Source organism: Flavobacterium sp. (genome assembly GCF_965277525.1).
GTDB lineage: Bacteria > Bacteroidota > Bacteroidia > Flavobacteriales > Flavobacteriaceae > Flavobacterium.
The window spans coordinates 1-16243 of the sequence record NZ_CBDIDC010000005.1; the positions used below are offsets into that span (position 1 = coordinate 1).

16 protein-coding genes are annotated in these 16243 nt (G+C 32.7%); 6 read left to right on the forward strand and 10 right to left on the reverse strand.

Annotation, left to right across the window (positions count from 1 at the left end):
• Positions 1–554: pseudouridine synthase (locus ACQY44_RS08315; RefSeq protein WP_428229923.1), on the forward strand; the 554-nt coding region annotated here is incomplete at its 5' end.
• 188 nt (positions 555–742) lie between these two features.
• On the opposite strand, the gene ACQY44_RS08320 is transcribed toward ACQY44_RS08315, so the two are convergent.
• A complete protein-coding gene (locus ACQY44_RS08320; protein ID WP_428229924.1) occupies positions 743–1093 on the reverse strand; it encodes a hypothetical protein in 351 nt (116 codons plus the stop codon).
• Positions 1094–1656: 563 nt separating this feature from the next.
• Here ACQY44_RS08320 and ACQY44_RS08325 point away from each other — a divergent pair.
• Positions 1657–2751 carry an exopolyphosphatase gene (locus ACQY44_RS08325; protein ID WP_428229925.1) on the forward strand — a complete coding sequence of 365 codons (1095 nt, stop codon included), beginning with the start codon at positions 1657–1659 and terminating at the stop codon, positions 2749–2751.
• 432 nt (positions 2752–3183) lie between these two features.
• On the opposite strand, the gene ACQY44_RS08330 is transcribed toward ACQY44_RS08325, so the two are convergent.
• From ACQY44_RS08330 to ACQY44_RS08340, 3 genes are all read right to left on the reverse strand, one after another.
• Entirely contained in the window at positions 3184–3489 is a 306-nt protein-coding gene (locus tag ACQY44_RS08330) for a hypothetical protein (protein ID WP_428229926.1), read from the reverse strand.
• Between the two features lie 249 nt (positions 3490–3738).
• A complete protein-coding gene (locus ACQY44_RS08335) occupies positions 3739–3900 on the reverse strand; it encodes a hypothetical protein (protein WP_428229927.1) in 162 nt (53 codons plus the stop codon).
• On the reverse strand, positions 3897–4451 hold the full coding sequence (locus tag ACQY44_RS08340; RefSeq protein WP_428229928.1) for a Two component regulator three Y domain protein: 555 nt from the start codon (positions 4449–4451) through the stop codon (positions 3897–3899). The genes ACQY44_RS08335 and ACQY44_RS08340 overlap by 4 nt, the downstream gene beginning before the upstream one ends.
• Positions 4452–4629: 178 nt before the next feature.
• On the opposite strand from ACQY44_RS08340, the gene ACQY44_RS08345 reads away from it, so the two are divergent.
• Both ACQY44_RS08345 and ACQY44_RS08350 read left to right on the forward strand, forming a co-directional pair.
• Positions 4630–5118, forward strand: a complete 489-nt coding sequence (locus ACQY44_RS08345) for a DUF1761 domain-containing protein (protein ID WP_428229929.1) — start codon at positions 4630–4632, stop codon at positions 5116–5118.
• A gap of 117 nt (positions 5119–5235) precedes the next feature.
• The gene (locus ACQY44_RS08350; protein ID WP_428229930.1) at positions 5236–6381 is read left to right on the forward strand and encodes a GNAT family N-acetyltransferase; all 1146 of its coding nucleotides are present in this window, start codon (positions 5236–5238) and stop codon (positions 6379–6381) included.
• 53 nt (positions 6382–6434) lie between these two features.
• Here ACQY44_RS08350 and ACQY44_RS08355 read toward each other — a convergent pair whose 3' ends face one another.
• Complete coding sequence (locus ACQY44_RS08355; protein WP_428229931.1) at positions 6435–7304, reverse strand: diacylglycerol/lipid kinase family protein; 870 nt, start codon at positions 7302–7304, stop codon at positions 6435–6437.
• 66 nt (positions 7305–7370) lie between these two features.
• Between ACQY44_RS08355 and ACQY44_RS08360 the strand changes: the two genes are divergently transcribed.
• Positions 7371–8333, forward strand: coding sequence for an App1 family protein (locus tag ACQY44_RS08360; protein ID WP_428229932.1), 963 nt, complete (start codon positions 7371–7373; stop codon positions 8331–8333).
• 396 nt (positions 8334–8729) lie between these two features.
• On the opposite strand, the gene ACQY44_RS08365 is transcribed toward ACQY44_RS08360, so the two are convergent.
• Entirely contained in the window at positions 8730–10643 is a 1914-nt protein-coding gene (locus ACQY44_RS08365) for an ABC-F family ATP-binding cassette domain-containing protein (protein ID WP_428229933.1), read from the reverse strand.
• 75 nt (positions 10644–10718) lie between these two features.
• Here ACQY44_RS08365 and ACQY44_RS08370 point away from each other — a divergent pair, with 75 nt between their 5' ends.
• On the forward strand, positions 10719–11102 hold the full coding sequence (locus ACQY44_RS08370) for a DUF983 domain-containing protein (RefSeq protein WP_428229934.1): 384 nt from the start codon (positions 10719–10721) through the stop codon (positions 11100–11102).
• Here the strand turns inward: ACQY44_RS08370 and ACQY44_RS08375 are convergent.
• From ACQY44_RS08375 to gldM, 4 genes are all read right to left on the reverse strand, one after another.
• Positions 11083–12156: an NAD(P)/FAD-dependent oxidoreductase gene (locus ACQY44_RS08375; RefSeq protein ID WP_428229935.1), complete on the reverse strand. Its 1074-nt coding sequence runs from the start codon at positions 12154–12156 to the stop codon at positions 11083–11085. The genes ACQY44_RS08370 and ACQY44_RS08375 overlap by 20 nt on opposite strands.
• 76 nt (positions 12157–12232) lie before the next feature.
• The gene (gldN, locus tag ACQY44_RS08380) at positions 12233–13222 is read right to left on the reverse strand and encodes a gliding motility protein GldN (protein ID WP_428231186.1); all 990 of its coding nucleotides are present in this window, start codon (positions 13220–13222) and stop codon (positions 12233–12235) included.
• Positions 13223–13629: 407 nt separating this feature from the next.
• Positions 13630–14619, reverse strand: a complete 990-nt coding sequence (gldN, locus tag ACQY44_RS08385; protein ID WP_428231187.1) for a gliding motility protein GldN — start codon at positions 14617–14619, stop codon at positions 13630–13632.
• A gap of 46 nt (positions 14620–14665) precedes the next feature.
• A complete protein-coding gene (gldM, locus tag ACQY44_RS08390; RefSeq protein ID WP_428229936.1) occupies positions 14666–16210 on the reverse strand; it encodes a gliding motility protein GldM in 1545 nt (514 codons plus the stop codon).
• Positions 16211–16243 lie beyond the last annotated feature (33 nt).

Genomic DNA, 16243 nt, shown 5'->3' on the forward strand with positions numbered 1-16243 from the left:
ATCCTATTCATCGGCTAGACCGAAAAACATCTGGCGTCTTGTTATTTGCATTGAATAAAGAGGTTTTGAAAATTATGAATGATCATTTCGCCACACGCGAAGTCGAAAAAAAATATTTAGCCATTTTACGTGGTTGGTCGCCCGAAGAACTAACAATTGATTATGATTTAATCAATGATGATGACATTAAACAAAATGCAATAACATACTTTCATCGTTTGCAAAATGCCGAAGTTGACTTAGAATTTAACAATAAACCAACATCGCGATATTGTTTGGTAGAAGCGATTCCTGAAACGGGACGTATGCATCAATTACGAAAACATTTCAAACATATTTTTCATCCCATTTTAGGAAGTCGTCCACATGGTTGCAACAAACAAAATAAATTATGGTTGGAGAATTACGACCTGAAAGGAATGATGCTTCATGCCCATCAGTTAATTTTTAATCATCCAATAAAAAATGAACAACTCATCCTGAATGCAAAGATTAATGAAGAGTTTAGCAGAGTAGGTACTATTCTTAATCTGGATTTGAGCAAGTATAAATAGAATAATAATTTGAAATTTAAGATAAGCCTGCTAAAATACTTTTATAATCCTCAAAAAGCGGGGCATCAGGATTTATCAGGCTTTTTTCTATAAATACTAGAAAAAATTAGCTTTTTATGTTAGATAAGGCAGTACCTCCAATTTCAATTATTTTTCTTTTTATTAAAATGATTTCAAAATTATTTATTTCAACTATTTGGTTCACTTCCATCGGTAGAATCCGCAATAAGGAATTCATTAATTTCAGTTAACAGCTCAAATTCATCGACAGGAAATAACTGGAGGACAACTTCCAAAATAAGAGCCACATTAATTGACGGATTTTTGATCGCGCCTGAAATTTTTTGTGCTTCGTGATCCAGTGCCAGAATGCATAATTTAAGCATTTCGGTAATGACACAGCCCAATTCATAATAATTTAATAATTTGATTTCAGCAGCATAAAACTCTGTTTTATCATTTGGCGTCTTTAAAATATTTAGATACTGAATCATTAGTTTTCTTAAATACTCTACGTTTTTAATCTCTATTGTTTCCATTGAATTATTTTTTTATAATAATTCAAATTTTGTCATAATTATTCCAAAAAGTGGTTATCGTATATCATAACCTAAAAAAATAAAGAAAAATCTATTGGCAAAAGCTTAAACGACCTTAGTTTTCCGCTTCAGAAAAAGTATGCCATATTGAATTATTTCAGTTTTATTTCAGGAAAAATTAAAAAGACTTTTGTCCTATTTACGATGCACAACAAATAAAAAAGTATTAAATAAGAGGTATTTTAGGAGTTTTGGATCAAAACATTGCAGAGAACAAGGATTGTTATTAGCCAACCTTAAGTAAATAACTTTCTATTGCCACTCTTTTTCAATAGGTTAGAAATACAAAATCATACAACATCAACCTTAAAGCACTACCTAATAATTAATCTTATATTTTCTAATAACTGCGTTTATGTTCGTAAATGTTTTTATAAATTTGCGATCTCGTATTGAAACCTATTATTTTTAATTTAAAATTATGACTTTCACATAAATACCACACACAATAGCTTAAAGTCTTTATTCAAAAATAAATTGTATTATAACCATAATTAAATCCAATGTTTAAGAAAAACAAATCCCAAATTCTATTTTTTATTCTTTTAAATTTATTTTTTTCCATCCATTCATTTTCTCAAAAAAATCTTTATGCCGGAATCGAAATCGGACGCCGGGCAATAAAAACCTCTATTCTGGATATAAACAATATCAAGAAAGCAGACTACAAGATTCTCTACTTCTCAAATGAAAGAATTAGTCTTGCCGATCATATTAATACTTATGGTGAGATTCCTCAGGAAGACATTAACAAAACCAGTATTATCGTCCTGGACCAATTGAAGAAAATAAGAGAGGAATTTAAAATTCCCGAAGCCAATATATTTATAGTTGCTGCTCCCGTTTTCTCATCAGCTCGCAACATTGATGTTTTAAGAAATAAAATTACTACACTGTCTAATAAAAGTTTTGATGTTATAAATGTTGACGAAGAGGCCAAAATGCTGGTAAAAGGTGCGATACCTCCTGTAGATTATTCTAATGCCCTACTCCTTGATATTGGTGCCCAAACTACTAAAGGAGGATATATCGATGAGCTTACAGATAACAAATTAGAGTTTATACCTCTGGAACTTGATTTTGGTACAATGACACTTACTGATGCCGTAAAGAAAACGGTTGTAAATCAAAGCCAGGCTAATGATATGTCGACCTATCAGGAAAAGTCTTTTGATTTTAATACCGTACTGCGCAAAAAGATAAAAGAAATGCTGGACGCAAATCCTCTTTTATTAAAAAAAGAAAAAATCTATTTATCCGGAGGAGCTGTATGGGCATTTTCTACGCTATATTTTAATGAAAACGTTAAAGATCATTATATTTCCTTCAACTTAGAAGACGTTATGAATTATGACGCAATCCTGAAAAATAATTTCAACAAGTATAATACTCTTGCCAAAACAGATAAAGAAGCTGCCAGAGTTTTGAGTACCTATGACCAGAAATACCTTATTTCTGCAAATAACATACTGGCAAACTGTCTGGAAAGTATTCCAAACTTAGCAACAAAGAAAATTTACTTTGTAAAGGATGGTCAGGTAACCTGGCTTATGTCATACATTGCAGATCGTTCTAAAAAAGTAAATACTAATTTTTAAGTATCTCAATTACCATTCTTACAAAGCTTCTCTGATTTTGCTATTGCAGAATTGAATCATCAAAACGAAAGCTGTCTCAAATAAAAATTGAGACAGCTTTCGTTTTTTTATAATTTATAGTATCTGAATTTAAGATTCGTACTGAATCACTGTCAGTATTTTAAGTACTCTGTTTGAGCTACATAAGAAATATTATTATTATTATTATTATTATTCCATAAATGGTCTACAATAAGACCTCAAAACACAAGGATAAGACTTGGTTGCCAAAACAAAATTGCTGAAGTTTAAGGAATTAGAAAATAGCTTAGATTCAAAATTTTCAGAAGGGTTTATAGCTTTTTATTCCTCAAGATAAAATTAAAAAATCTTAAACAAAAAAAAGACTGCTCTCAGAACAGTCTTCTTTATATTCTATAAGAAACTCTAACTTTAAGCCATAAATAAAGCCCCTTTATTATAATTGTATAAAACCAAATCGTAAGGAACCAAAAGTGGCGTTATTTTCTCTGAAGAAGCATTAAATTTAATTCCGTTATGTTTTCTGAAAAGGTAAATTTCTTTTAGACAATTTGATAAACTCTGATGAATTGCCGTTGTAAAAGTGGGCAATTGCTTATCTCCTACTAATAAATCAATTTGGTAGTTCGAGCTGCTTTTTGACAAATTGTTGCCTATGATTCTTAGTGTAAATGTTGTTGCTTTTCCGTGTTGTTCACCTTGATACTGTACTACCATAATTTTAATTATTAAAAAGGTTAGATTATTTTATACTTCTATTTGTTTATTCTGCAAATTGAAGAATTAAAGTTATAAAAAAAAAGCAAATTGATAAAAATATCGATCTAAATTAAATGTTATTTTTTCTATTTCATAACGGTAAATTCCAAACGTAAAAAAAACCGTAACGAATTACGGTTTCTAAACAATTAACTAAATATATTTAATCAACTTTTTAACGATTATAAAATTCATTCATAAGCACGATTAATTTTGGGTAACTATTGTTGTTTCTTTTTCAGTATTGATTTCTAATAGAAAAGGATTTCCGTTCTCGTCAAACATGGTCATATTTAAGGTGTCTAATAAAATCAGATCTTTTGAAACGCTCCCTTTAAATTGATTATACGAAAGGTTCATTTCTTTCAAATTATGCAACTTTTCAATTTCAATCGGAATTCTCCCTCAAAATTATTATCAAACAAACTCAGGTTTTGCAAAGCACCATAATTGATTATTTCTTTGCTCAAACTGCCTGAAAATTTATTATTGTTTAAAAGCAAAACCTTTAAATTTATTAACTTATAGATGGAACCCGGTAAATCTCCCTGAATTTGATTATCAAACAAAGAAAGAACCTCTAATTTACTTAGCCTGCCAATCTCCAAAGGCAACTCACCTTGCAATCTATTTTTATGAAGATCTACTTGAACTAAATTCACTAAATCCAACAATTCTACAGGTAACTTTCCTTGCAAATTATTGTTGGCTAAATTAAGGCCTACTACTTTGCCATTATCAGTTTCAACACCATTCCAGGTAGCGGCCGAAAGTGATAAATCCCACTTCGTTTTCCATTGCCCTCCATTTGTAGCATGATATAATTTTATAAGCGCGTTTTTCTCTTTATCTGAAATAGTATCAGCAAAAATATTTAGAGAAAAAGCAAAAGCCAGAAAAAACAGGACTAAGCTTTTCATAACAGATTGGGGAATTTGTTCGGAGTTAAAATTATACATTTCATCGAAATAAAGCACATAATATCGACAATGTGTTGATAAATAATAAATTAACCCTAATTGTATTACATTTAAACAAAATACCACACTTCTATTATTTTGTTTAAATTTGACCAACTAATTATAAAAACCTCATATTATGAAAATTAACCCTATTGCATTGCTTCTCGCAGCTGTTGTTACACTAGTAGTTGGATTTGTTTGGTACAACCCAAAAGTGTTTGGAACAATCTGGATGAGAGAAAACAACCTGACACAAAAAGAACTTCGAACCGGTAATATGCTCAAAATTTTTGGGCTAACTTATATTTTCTCGTTAATGATTACAGTTACGCTAATGTCACTAACCATTCATCAATCCGGGGCTGTTGGTATGGTTGGCGGACCGCAGCTAATCGACAGCGCAAAACCATCTTTTGCCGCTTTTATGGCAGATTACGGAACTGCTTACCGCACTTTTAAACACGGTGCGCTTCATGGCTTCATATCGGGTTTATTGTTTGCTTTCCCGATAATTGGAATTAATGGTTTATTTGAAAGGAAATCATGGAAATACATATTCATACACGCCGGATTTTGGGTCGTTACACTTACTTTAATGGGCGGAATCATTTGTGGATATGCATAAATAACATAAAATAGAATCCGTTTGAAATCAAAACTCAAACGGATTTTCTTAATAATAACCTAAAGAAAGCGGGTTATTACAAATATTACCTAATTTTGAAAAAATTAGCTCACACTTTTGAATACAACTTATACCTTCAGGATATACAACAGCGCTTCCTTACTACCGTTAGAATGGAATTTGCTGGCTGTAAATAATATCTTTTTGACCCGGGAATATCTCGAAGTACTGGAGAACTCTTCTCCGGTAAATATGATTTGTCATTTTATTGGAATTTTTAACGATGATAAACTTGCAGGCATCGTCTTAACTCAATTTTTATTTGCAGAAAAATTAGATTCCTTTGGAGAACGCGATCAATGTTTAAAAACTTCTGTCCGCAATTTTGCTTTTAAAAATTTCGCCTCGCATGTATTATTCGTTGGTAACAATATGCTCACGGGACAAAATGCTTTTATTTTTGATGCAACTATAAAGCAACCTAAGGCTATCAAAACCCTTCATAAAGCAATCAATCAGCTTAAGAAAGACCTGAAAGCAAGCGGAAGAAAAGTTCATATAACCAGTATAAAAGACTTTACAGCAAATGAAATTGAGCCTTTAAAAGCAGAATTCAAGAATAATTATACCTTTTCCACACAACCCAATATGATTTTTGAAATCAATAAAAATTGGACAAATGAACAAGATTACATTGATGCTTTATCCAAAAAATATCGCGATCAATATAAACGTGCCCGAAAAAAAGCAGAAGGAATTGTAAAGCAAAAAATGTCCCTGAATGGCATTAAAAACTATGAAGATCTGATTTACGACCTGTATTTTCATGTGGCAAAAAATGCCCCTTTTAATACTTTTTTCCTGGCCAGAAATCACTTTAGCTTTTTTAAGGAAATCATGAAGGATGACTTTTTGTTTTATGGTTATTTCCTTGATGAAAAACTAATAGGCTTCAATACATTAATAAAAAACGGAAATGTAATGGATACTTACTTTTTAGGCTACGACGAAACCATTCAACGCGAAAGAATGTTGTACTTAAATATGTTATACGATATGATTGCTTATTCCATTAATCAGGGTTTTTCAGAAATTGTTTTTGCCAGAACCGCACTGGAAATTAAAAGTTCTGTTGGTGCAAAACCAGTAAAAATGTACGGATTAATTACACACAGCAATGCTTTAATCAATCATAATATTGCCAAACTATTCAATTATCTTGAACCCAAAACGGACTGGCAGGAACGCAATCCTTTTAAATAATTATGAAAAACTTTGACAAAGTTTCGAAACTTTGCCAAAGTTCAGTTTTCACTTTAAGGAATCGCAATTTTCATTTGTTGGTGCAGAATATGAATTTCTAAAGAAGTCTGAGCCCCACAATATTCTCCATCGATCTGAAAATTTACCGGACAATCTGTTTTTATAGTGGCCTTGTCAGTCGAAATAATCACAATATCGTCTGAATCAATTGGCATATTGCCCGTAATGATTTTTCCAATAAGCAATAAATCAAGATTCTTTAAGATCACCAATTCAAATTTTCCGTCGTTCATAACTCCATGTGGATTAATAACAACTCCCGTTCCGTACTTTTGAGAATTCGCAATTACAATCATTCTTGCGGTATGTTTAACCGTTTTATTATTGGCAGAAATAGTCGCAACAAAAGGTTCTTCAGATTCTTTTAATGCCGAGTATGCTTGCAGGGCATATCCCCAGAAGCCGCGTAAGTTACTTTCTTCATAATTCTTCACCAGGTTAGCATTCACACCAATATCGCTTAAATGAATACTCTTTTTGCCATTGATACAAATCATATCCATTTCGATATAACGGTTTAGAAAAGCAATTTTTAGATTTTCTTCAATTGTAGTGGGCAAATTCAGATCGACAGATAAACCATTTGCTGATCCGGCAGGCAAAATACCAATGATAACATCAAACTGTTCCATTGCTTCAGCAACCATTTTGATGGTTCCATCGCCACCGGCAACTATAATTCGTTCAGGTAAATATTGATTATAAAGCGATTGTATTTCTCTCTGGTCACTTTTACCCGTAGTTTCATAAACTTCAAGATCAAAATGATTTGTGTTGGCAAACTCCTGCACGGCATCTATCAAATCTGATTTATCCAGATCTCCGGAAATAGGGTTTACAACAAATATGATATTCTTTTTCAAAATTTTATTTTTAAAGTCAATTAAAATAATTAATTTACAGCATCCATATATAAATATACGCAATTAATGAAACCAATTTTACAATTATATCGAGGTTATGCCAATGAAGAAGAATTAATTGTAATGGGACATGTTTTTAAAAGAACGTATGATTATGATTTTCAGAAGAAAAACTTAAAAAATGCACGTTCAATTATTAATCAGTTTAGGATAAAAACCCTCAAAAATTTTGATATTTATCTCAAATGCGGGAATCAGGAAATTCACACCAAAACACTGGATGACGGTTATTTTAAATTTTGTATCCCCCTTGAAACAGAAACTAATTTTGGATGGATGGAATATGAAGTGAGTATTAAGGATGAAAATGAAACCATAACCGAAAAAGGCAGCTTCATCAGACCTCACAAAGGAAAACTTGGAATTATATCTGATATTGATGATACATTTCTGATTTCGCACACCCAAAATTTATTTAAAAAAATATACATCCTTTTATTTAAAAACGTGAATGACCGCAAAGTTTTCACAGATGTTGTATCCCACTATCAGGCGTTGAGTTCAGCAGGGCGAAATAATAAAGAGGAAGAAAATGCTTTTTTTTATGTCTCAAGCAGCGAGTGGAATTTGTATCGCTTTATTGTAAAGTTTACCAAAATACATCAATTGCCAAGAGCTGTAATTTTACTGAAAGATATTAAAAGAGGTATTACCGATTTTTTTATGAGCGGACGTGGCAATCACGATCACAAATTTGATAAAATAAAACACGTCTTGGAGTTTTACCCTAATCTGAAATATGTTTTACTGGGAGATGATTCGCAACACGATCCGATTTTGTATGAACGAATCTGCAAAATATTTCCTGTCACCGTCAAAGCTGTTTATATCAGACAAACCGGTAAACATCAAAAAGAAGCGACTAAGGTTATTATGAAAAATTTAGAAAACCTGGAAGTTTCTGTTTGCTATTACAAACATAGTAGTGAAGCCATTATGCACTCAAAATGTATTGGGATTATTAAGTAATTTCTTGGTAAAATGCATACTGTGATGGTTATTGGAATACAGATGACAGTGGTTTAACTGATACTTACAGATTTTATTCTCATTTTTGTCATTTCACCTTCGTCGAAATGACATATGAAACTCCTCGAAGAATCTCGCCAATCTTTTTCGGTCAACTAGTGTGATTTCTCCTTCGTCGAAATGACACCCGAGGCGTTTATTATCACTGACATACTTTACGGAAACCTGAAACTTCTTTTCCAAGCCCAGATTGAAGAGAAAAGCCCGGAACTAAAAAAACCAATTTTTCTTGCCAGAAAACAGCGACCAACGGAAGCTCGTTTTATGGTTTAGAAAAATTAGTTTTTTTTAGTGAGGACTTGAAACGGAAAGCTGGATTAGCTCCCGAAAACTATATTAAGCGTTGAAATTATCTATTTCTTCCTGAACGATTTCCCAGTCGAGAAGCAATTGATCTAAATCTTTTTTCTTTTTGTTGTATGCGGTAAAAAAAGAAGCATCTTCGATATGCTTGTCATAATTAGAAAGCAGCAATTTATCGTCGTGCTGAATGTCTCTTTCTAATTGTTTGATCTGGCTTTCGACTTTACTTAATTTGTTTTGTAATGCCTTACCTTTTTTCTGATCTTCGTAAGAAGTCTTATTACTTTCTTTAGGAGCAGCAGCTTTTGCCACATCTTTTTTCTCGACTTCACGCATATTTTCAAGATTGCGTTGCTCTAAGAAATAATTGATGTCTCCTAAATATTCTTTTATCTTTTGATCTTTGAATTCATAAACGATATTTGACATTCCTTGCAGGAAATCCCTATCGTGAGAAACCAATAATAAAGTTCCCCCAAATTTTTGAAGTGCTGCTTTCAGAACGTTTTTAGATTTAATATCCAAGTGATTCGTAGGCTCATCCATCAGCAAAACATTGATAGGCTGCAACAACAACTTACAAAGTGCCAAACGGTTACGCTCACCACCTGAAAGAACTTTTACTTTTTTCTCTACATCATCTCCACGAAATAAAAACGAACCTAACATATCACGAACCTTAGAACGATTCGTATCCATTGCAGCATCTTCCATAGTTTGAAGAAGTGTAATTTCGCCATCAAGATATTCTGCCTGATTTTGGGCAAAATAACCTAACTGTACGTTATGTCCCAGCTTGATACTTCCTTCGTATTCAAATTCATCAACAATCGCTTTGATAAAAGTCGATTTTCCCTGACCATTCTGTCCCACAAAAGCAATTTTACTTCCGCGTTCTACTAATAGATTAATGTCTTTTAGGATCGTTTTATCGCCGTATGCTTTAGTAACATGATCTGCTTCAACCACTACTCTACCCGGTTCTTTTGAAACTGGAAAGGAAATATTCATTACCGAATTGTCGTCTTCATCAACTTCAATTCGTTCTACTTTATCTAATTTTTTAATCAACGATTGCGCCATTGAAGCTTTAGAAGCTTTGGCACGGAATTTCTCGATTAATTTTTCTGTTTCTTCAATTTTCTTCGCCTGATTCTTTTGCGTTGCCAATTGCTTTTCACGAATTTCATGACGCAATTCTAAATATTGAGAATACGGCTTATTGAAATCATAGGCTTTTCCTAATGAAATTTCGATCGTACGATTCGTTACATTATCCAGGAACATTTTATCGTGCGAAACAATTACTACAACTCCGGGATAATTACGCAGGAAGTTTTCCAGCCAAATGATACTTTCGATATCCAGGTGATTCGTAGGCTCATCCAGAAGTAAAATATCATTTGCCTGCAATAATAATTTAGCCAACTCAATACGCATCCTCCAACCTCCTGAAAATGTTTCAGTCTGATTATCAAAAACTTCTCTTTTAAAACCTAAACCTAAAAGGATTTTCTCAGTATCCCCTACATAATTATAACCTCCTAAAAGTTCAAAACGATGGGTGTAATCAGACAGGTCTTCGATGATTTGAGTATATTCTTCACTTTCATAATCAGTTCTGGTCACTAATTGATGATTGATATCTGCTAATTTTTTCTCAACAACTTTAATATCCGTAAAAGCTTCATAGGCTTCTTCAAGAACGGTTCTTCCCTGCTCAAAATCAATATCCTGACGCAAGAATCCCATACGAACTTCTTTCTCGGTAGCGATTTGTCCTGAATCCGGTTTAAAATCTCCCGCAAGGATTTTAAGCATAGTTGATTTTCCAGCACCATTTTTTCCGACAAGTCCAACCCGATCTCCGGCACCTAAACGAAAAGTCACCTCTTCGAATAAATATGAACCACCAAAAGAAACCGATAAATTATGTATATTAAGCATGTATTGTTATTTTATAACTAATTGATTGTGTAAATTTACACTCCCAAACCAATGGGGTAATTTAATTTTTTGCAAATGTTAAAAAAAGGATCGAAACTAAATAGTATTTTAACAGGAAGTTGTCCAAAATGTCAAAATGAAAGTATGTATTCGGACAAAAATCCACTGCATTTGACTAAAGTTCTAAAAATGAACGATCATTGCAGCCATTGCGGATTAAAATATCAAATTGAACCTTCGTTTTTTTACGGAGCAATGTATGTAAGCTACGGATTAAATGTAGCTGTTGGAATTGCGGCTTTTATTGTTTCGTTTGTGTTTTTTAAAGCCTCAATCGAAGAATCATTTATTGCAATAGTGATCACTTTGATTGTATTATTTCCGTTTGTCTTACGACTCTCAAGAAATTTGTATATTAATATGTTCGTTTCTTATGATCCTAAGGCCGGTCAGAAATAAGACTTTTTAAATATCTTTTATGAAATCTTTTAATATCAATTTCACGTGTTAAAGGTATTTTATCTTCGATATAATCATATAAAACTTTTGCCATTGCAGGTCCAAGCATCACACCTCTGGTTCCTAATCCGTTAAGAATATGGAGGGATTTAAATTCCTCATGAGTTCCTATCAAAGGTCTTCTGTCCTTTACGGTAGGACGAACTCCTCCATAATGTTCTATAATCTCAAAATCACAGGTAATAATTTCTTTGATCCGATCTATTAGTTCCTGTTTTCCTGCCTCGGTGGGCAAATCGGTTTTATCTTCCCAGTTATATGTAGCACCAACTTTAAACAAATCATTCCCGAGAGGCAATATAAAAACACTTGTATTTATAATGACATCCAAGTCTAAATCCGGAGCCTTTATTACAAACATTTCCCCCTTAGTACCGTCTAGAGGCAAATAACTAAAAAAAGGATTCTTATGCAATCCAAACCCTTCCGCAAAAATAATATTACGCGCCTGAATATTTTTATATTGAATTCCGAAATCGAAAAATTCAATATAGCTCCAGTCAAAAGACTGCTCTAAAAGCAGATTATTCTCTTGCAAATATTTTCTATAAGTATCCAATAACAACATCGTATCTACATAACCCGTATGCAAGACTTCACCATAATCGTAAGGAGAATCTATACCTCTATATTTTTTTAAAATTAATTTGGTAGACAAAAAAGGTGCTAAATTTATTTTATCTGAAGCGGCAAACCAATTATTTTGTTCTTCGATAGAGAAAAATTTTCTTAGTATAGGAAGTTTAAAATTAAACTTCGTTTGTAATTTGGCCTCGATATGATTGTAAAAATCGTCCATTACGACCAATTGTTCTTGTGCATTCCAGACTTCGCTAAATCTTTTTAAAATAACAGGATTATAAAATCCTCCGGCAACTCTTGAAGATACCTGAGACATATTATCTACTACTAAAATTGATTTATTATTTTTAAGTGCCATTTCAGCAAATGAAATCCCAGCCAATCCGGATCCAACAATTAAATAATCTAACATAGGTATTATAAGGTAAAATACAAAAACTCTTACTACAAAGGTAGTAAGAGTTTTTGTTATAATGTAATTTAGATATTTAGTAGTTCCACATATCTTCTTCGAAGTTCCGTATCTTCTCTTTTACTCTTTCCGCCTCCAGCAATTGACTTTGAGCATTATCCTTCATATAAGCTTTGATCTCACGATCGCCATACATATTTTCCTCTTTATAAATAACAGCATTAAAATACCTTGAATTTAAGATTTGATCAAATGAAATGGGGCGTGCAGAATTTTTATCATTAAATGCTTTGGCTTCATATAATACCTCTCTAGCATCAGGGAAGAAAATCCAGAACAACTCAATATAATCCTTTTCATCACTATTCATGGTATAAACATCAGGAGTTACAGGACAAATCCCTAATAAACGATATTTCAGATCACTCTGCCGTTTGTCAAAATACCAATATCCTTTAATTTTATATTGCGTAACATCTGCAGCAGTAAGATCTTGTCTAAGAATATATTCTGCGGGTACAGATCGTGTTGCACCAACAGTTTCATCGGTATAGGAAACGACTTTCTTTTTACCCGTACCCGTAACTACTTTTTTCTTTACGACGTGAGTTTTGTAATCATCCGGATATTGATTGATCAATTCTCTACCTGCATCTGTTGTGTCAATACGAGATAATGCCCCCTGAATATCTTTTAAAGATTTTTTAGTATTAAAATAACTATCGCTGTAAACTTCTGTGATTTTACCACTTTTCATAGCTCTTATTAAAACGTCATAAAGCGAACGTCTGTCAGAACCAATATTAGCCGTATCTACCGGAAAATACAACGGGAAGTTAATTTTTTCATTTAAATCAATGATTTCCCAGGTAGTTTTTCCCATCAAAACATCTCTATCATCGACATAGCCGTAAGATAATGGTTTATCATTATCTGAGATAAGTTGTGCAGGAGTCTTTACTCCAATCTGAGCAGGTGTTTTTGCATTCAGCAAATTAGATTGTGCATGAGAAGAAAAACTTCCCGCAACAGAAACAATAGCTATTAAAAAATTTCTCACTTTCATCATAACATCAGTATAAGGTATTGAACGTAGCATTACTTTTTTTATTGTAATTTTTCTTACATAAACATCAATATAGAAGAATAGATCAAAAAATAATTCTCTTTTTCAAAACTTCCTACTTAATGTTAAGCCTATTCGCCTGTGCACAAATAAAATCAAACACATAACTCATTGACTACAAACAATCTAATTTACATCTTTTTATTCTATTACAGCACTACAATAGCCTTTAAAAAAGAGGGATTTTAAATTCCATTTCACTTATTTTTTGCTAAGCAATTTCAATAAATGAAATCCGCACCAATACGCTTCAATAATTGAACAATCAAAAATGTATAAAAACAAAAACAAAAAAAAACTCTTACTACATTTGTAGTAAGAGTTTCTCATAATATATTTTTAGATACTTAGTAATTCCACATATCTTGCTCGAAGTTACGAATCTTCTCTTTTACTCTTTCAGATTCCAACAATTGGTTTTGTGCATTATCCTTCATGTAATCTTTGATCTCACGATCTCCGTACAAGTTTTCTTCTTTGTAGATTACTGCATTAAAACGTCTTGAATTTAAGATCTGATCAAATGAAATTGGAAGTGCAGAGTTATTATCGTTAAAAGCTTTTGCTTCATGTAATGCTTCTCTTGCATTAGGGAAGAAAACCCAGAATAATTCAATATAATCCTTTTCGTCACTATTCATAGTATAAACATCCGGAGTTACAGGACAAATTCCCAGTAAACGATATTTCAATTCACTCTGACGTTTGTCAAAATACCAGTATCCTTTAATTTTATATTGTGTAACATCAGCAGCAGTTAAATCTTGTTTTAAGATATATTCTGCAGGAACTGTTCTTGTTGCTCCAACTGTTTCTTCAACATAAGAAACAACTTTCTTTTTACCAGTACCTGTAACTACTTTTTTCTTCACAACGTGACTTTTGTAGTCATCAGGATATTGGTTGATCAATTCTCTACCTGCATCTGTTGTATCAATACGGGATAATGCACCTTGAATATCTTTCAAAGATTTTTTAGTATTGAAATAACTGTCGCTATATACTTCAGTTATTTTGCCGTTTTTAACAGCTTTCGTCAAGACATCGTAAAGTGAACGTCTATCAGAACCAATATTAGCCGTATCTACCGGAAAGTACATTGGAAAGTTGATTTTTTCATTTAAATCAATGATTTCCCAAGTAGTTTTCCCCATCAAGATATCTCTATCATCTACGTAACCATAAGCCAAAGGCTTATCGTTATCTGAGATAAGTTGCGCAGGAGTTTTAAGTCCTATCTGAGCAGGTGTTTTCGCATTTAGCAAATTAGATTGCGCATAAGAAGAAAAACCTCCAGCGATAGAAACAATAGCTATTAAAAAATTTCTTACTTTCATCATGATACCATTATAAGATATTGAACGTAGGTTTACCTACTTTTTATTATTGTATTTCATAAATTACCGGAGCAGTTCTTGGCAATAAATAACTACCGGCTCCAACAAGTTTAGTTTTAATCTCAGAAATAGTAACCTGGTCTCCTTTTCCAGCTCTTGAAAGTATTGTTTTACATTGAGCATTCAATTTATTTCCAGCAACAACAACTGTAGGTTGTCCTGCAATTTTTAAATTAAATCCAACAACATCTAAACCAACTTCAAAGTCAAAATCAAGTAATTTAGCTCCAATAGTAGCAATTTCTAAGTTAGATTTAGGTCCTTTAACAACACCCATCTCACCTCTAATTGTACCTGTAGGCCCAGGAATACCTTTAATTCTAAATGTTTTCTTATCTGTAACTTTATCTCCGTTTGGTAAAGTTCCTGTTACAGAAATTGTAGCTTCAGTACCTGAACCCGGATTCATGTTATATTTCCCTGGTTTTCCAGCTGACGATAATCCAGGAGCACTAGCCACCACTTTATTATCAGCAACACCTGCGAATGATACAGAAATTGGGTTAACAACTCCTCTATACACAACATTCATTTTGTCTGCAGAAATTGTAGCAGAGTTTGGTCTTGGCACCACAACATAATTCCCTTTAAATGGCAAGTTAATTTTTTTACCATCTTCTACGAAATTAAACTGACCATTAATAGCTTGCTCACCTACATTACCTGCAGTTAAGTTAATTTTAGCTTGTCCGGTCGCAGGATCTAAAGAAGCTCCTGTTACACTTTCTGGTTTTGTGTTTTCGTCATAACGACCTAAAACTACTTTACCAGTTACTTTTTCTCCTTGGAAATAAGCATTTTTATCTAAAACAACAATCGCCTGATAGTTACTGTAAGAAGCTGCAGCAACAGCCGCTTTTCCTAATGCACTATTATAAACGTCTGCTTCAGTTTTCTTTACGTCATTTTGCCAAGCTGAAAGTTTTGCAGCTGATGCAATTGCAGGAAAACCTTTAAAGTGATATTCTAAGTACTTTTCTTTTATACCTTCTTTGTTTTTTACGTCAGAAACATCAAATTTTTTCTCAACCTCAGAAATAATACCAGCATATTTTTTGTCTGTACCTAAAGCAGCTTTAATATCTGATTTATATTTCTCAATTTTAGCGATAATTTGTTTACCTTTTGCAGTGTAACCGTCTCCTGTAAACCAGTCGTCGATATTATCACCTCTGTCCATAGACTCATAAGGTAGTTTTCCAGTTTCTTTATCAACTTCAAATCCTTTTATAGATTGCGCTTTTAAAGAACCTATATAATCGTAAAATTCTTTTGAAATTGTTTCTACTTTGTGAGCAGTAGCTGCAGCTATAGTAAACTCACCTTTTGCCTCAGCGGCTTTTTGATCTAAAGACATCAATAAAGCTGCATTTGTTTCCGTTGAATTAGTATTTGCACCTTCGAATTTTTCATTCATCAAACCAAAAGCCGATATAACTTCTTTTGATACATTCATTGCTAACATTGCGATGAAAACCAGATACATCAGGTTAATCATCTTCTGTCTAGGGGTTAATTTTCCTCCTGCCATTTTTTCTAATTAGTTCTTTATTAATAAATTTAA

Bases quoted from the DNA above. Each gene is read 5' to 3' on its own strand.
- gldN (WP_428231186.1), bottom strand. From the start codon at position 13,222: ATGAAAGTGAGAAATTTTTTAATAGCTATTGTTTCTGTTGCGGGAAGT.
- ACQY44_RS08345 (WP_428229929.1), top strand. From the start codon at position 4,630: ATGAAAATTAACCCTATTGCATTGCTTCTCGCAGCTGTTGTTACACTA.
- ACQY44_RS08340 (WP_428229928.1), bottom strand. From the start codon at position 4,451: ATGAAAAGCTTAGTCCTGTTTTTTCTGGCTTTTGCTTTTTCTCTAAAT.
- ACQY44_RS08325 (WP_428229925.1), top strand. From the start codon at position 1,657: ATGTTTAAGAAAAACAAATCCCAAATTCTATTTTTTATTCTTTTAAAT.
- gldM (WP_428229936.1), bottom strand. From the start codon at position 16,210: ATGGCAGGAGGAAAATTAACCCCTAGACAGAAGATGATTAACCTGATG.
- ACQY44_RS08365 (WP_428229933.1), bottom strand. From the start codon at position 10,643: ATGCTTAATATACATAATTTATCGGTTTCTTTTGGTGGTTCATATTTA.
- ACQY44_RS08330 (WP_428229926.1), bottom strand. From the start codon at position 3,489: ATGGTAGTACAGTATCAAGGTGAACAACACGGAAAAGCAACAACATTT.
- ACQY44_RS08375 (WP_428229935.1), bottom strand. From the start codon at position 12,156: ATGTTAGATTATTTAATTGTTGGATCCGGATTGGCTGGGATTTCATTT.
- ACQY44_RS08360 (WP_428229932.1), top strand. From the start codon at position 7,371: ATGAAACCAATTTTACAATTATATCGAGGTTATGCCAATGAAGAAGAA.
- gldN (WP_428231187.1), bottom strand. From the start codon at position 14,619: ATGAAAGTAAGAAATTTTTTAATAGCTATTGTTTCTATCGCTGGAGGT.
- ACQY44_RS08370 (WP_428229934.1), top strand. From the start codon at position 10,719: ATGTTAAAAAAAGGATCGAAACTAAATAGTATTTTAACAGGAAGTTGT.
- ACQY44_RS08320 (WP_428229924.1), bottom strand. From the start codon at position 1,093: ATGGAAACAATAGAGATTAAAAACGTAGAGTATTTAAGAAAACTAATG.